Source organism: Pseudanabaena sp. SR411 (genome assembly GCF_002251945.1).
Lineage (GTDB): Bacteria > Cyanobacteriota > Cyanobacteriia > Pseudanabaenales > Pseudanabaenaceae > Pseudanabaena.
The window spans coordinates 1-1,591 of the sequence record NZ_NDHW01000039.1 but is presented as its reverse complement, the minus strand read 5'-3'; the positions used below and the strand labels follow the sequence as shown (position 1 = coordinate 1,591).

Annotated in this window: 2 protein-coding genes; both read right to left on the bottom strand. The window is 40.7% G+C overall.

Going from position 1 to position 1,591, the window contains the following annotated elements; all coding sequences use genetic code 11:
• Nucleotides 1-518: 518 nt before the first annotated feature.
• Entirely contained in the window at nt 519-890 is a 372-nt protein-coding gene (locus B9G53_RS02650; protein WP_094528769.1) for a roadblock/LC7 domain-containing protein, read from the bottom strand.
• Nucleotides 891-946: 56 nt separating this feature from the next.
• Entirely contained in the window at nt 947-1,423 is a 477-nt protein-coding gene (locus tag B9G53_RS02645) for a hypothetical protein (RefSeq protein ID WP_217901495.1), read from the bottom strand.
• Nucleotides 1,424-1,591 lie beyond the last annotated feature (168 nt).

The window sequence follows — 1,591 nt, the reverse complement described above, 5'->3', positions numbered from 1 at the left end:
AAATAAGTTGCTATCATCAAAGCTTATCAATCATTTTGATAAGCTTTTACCAGTTCTTACTCCTTTCCCACCGAAGAAATAGACATATAAAACCAAGAAATAGCGTTGCGGCGCTTCGCGCCGCAACGTCTATTCTTTCACTGGGAAGGGAGTATAGATATTTAACGATTTCTGATAGTGAAGTTATACTTTCGGAAATCAGAAACCAACCCTATAATCAAAGTCATACCAATTCTCTGAAGTGTGACTACACTTCAGAGAATTAAAAATAAAACCCAGTATTTTTCTGAGTTCAACAAAGTGTAGTCACACTTTATTGAACTGGTATTACTTCCTTCTCAGCCTAGAAATAGAAAGTAAAGCCCAATGATTAGTGTCGTTCTTCGTCGCACCACTAATCATTGGCTGGGAAGTAAGTGTTAGCTTTATTTTTAAGTAACGACCCAAACGGATAAGTAAGAATGGATGATTGGCGCTGAATTTGAGTTTGCCGATGATCCTGAGAATTGATTCAACGTTTATTTTAGAATCTGTTTGATTTCTGAAACAATCCGCTTAATTTCCAACATCAAAATCCCCTGCTTAGCCTTTTGATCAGCCAATACTAGAAGTACGGCATCATCCCCACAGCTTGTTAAAATACCGTAGCCTTTGTCGCCTTCAACAAAGATGCGTTCAATATCACCTCTGGCTAATTCTTGTCCAATTCTTTCCCCCAAAGATAGCATGGCAGCAGACATTGCCGATACTCGTTCTTCATCCATAGCACCAGGCAATGTCGAAGCCAAGGGTAAACCATCTGGAGTGACGAGAGCCGCACCCTGAACATCGCTAGTTGCGGATACAAAATTTTGTAGAACGAGACTAAGTTTTTCAGCGTTAATTGCCACTATGAAATTCTCCTATAAGTACAAATGATACACAAAACAATTAAACCGATGAAGTCTTAGGCGAGGACTTCAAACTCAATAACATCATGGGAACCGCCACGGAGAACTGATTCAGTTTGCTTGCCACGAAGACGTTTGCCAGTGACTTTTTCTAGTACCCCTTGTACTGCTCCCAGAGTAAATGTYAGTTTGCGAGGAGAGCCTTGAGGCTCGCCAGCAGAGCAAATTGTTTCGCGACAGTAAGCTAAAATCGTTTCTCCCGATTCGACAATTTTGTCGATAATACAAAGCCTTGTGCCATCTTTCCCCAAGGCAGCCTGAAGTTGAGGAACGATTTCGGCGTTAGCAATACCTTTTCCTGCAAGCCCAAGCTGTTCAGCTACTTGCTTACCACGGTTACGACCAGCAGAAATTAGAGCGATCGCTGCGGCTTTTTCCCCTAGAGCTTCTTCAGTACCCACAACTACTGCTCTGAAGCAAACTATACTGCTGAAATCACCAAGCTCATTACGCATTTGTGAAGTATTGGACATAATAAAACCTTAATATTTACATTGATGTTTGATGAGTAGGTCATACCTTCGTCTTGAAAGCATCAAAATTACTATTCTTGTGATATCACATGTACTCTATTCCCACTGAAAAAATATTCATTGGAAATCGCTGATATACAGTGATCCAAATCTTCTCTGCCTATATGG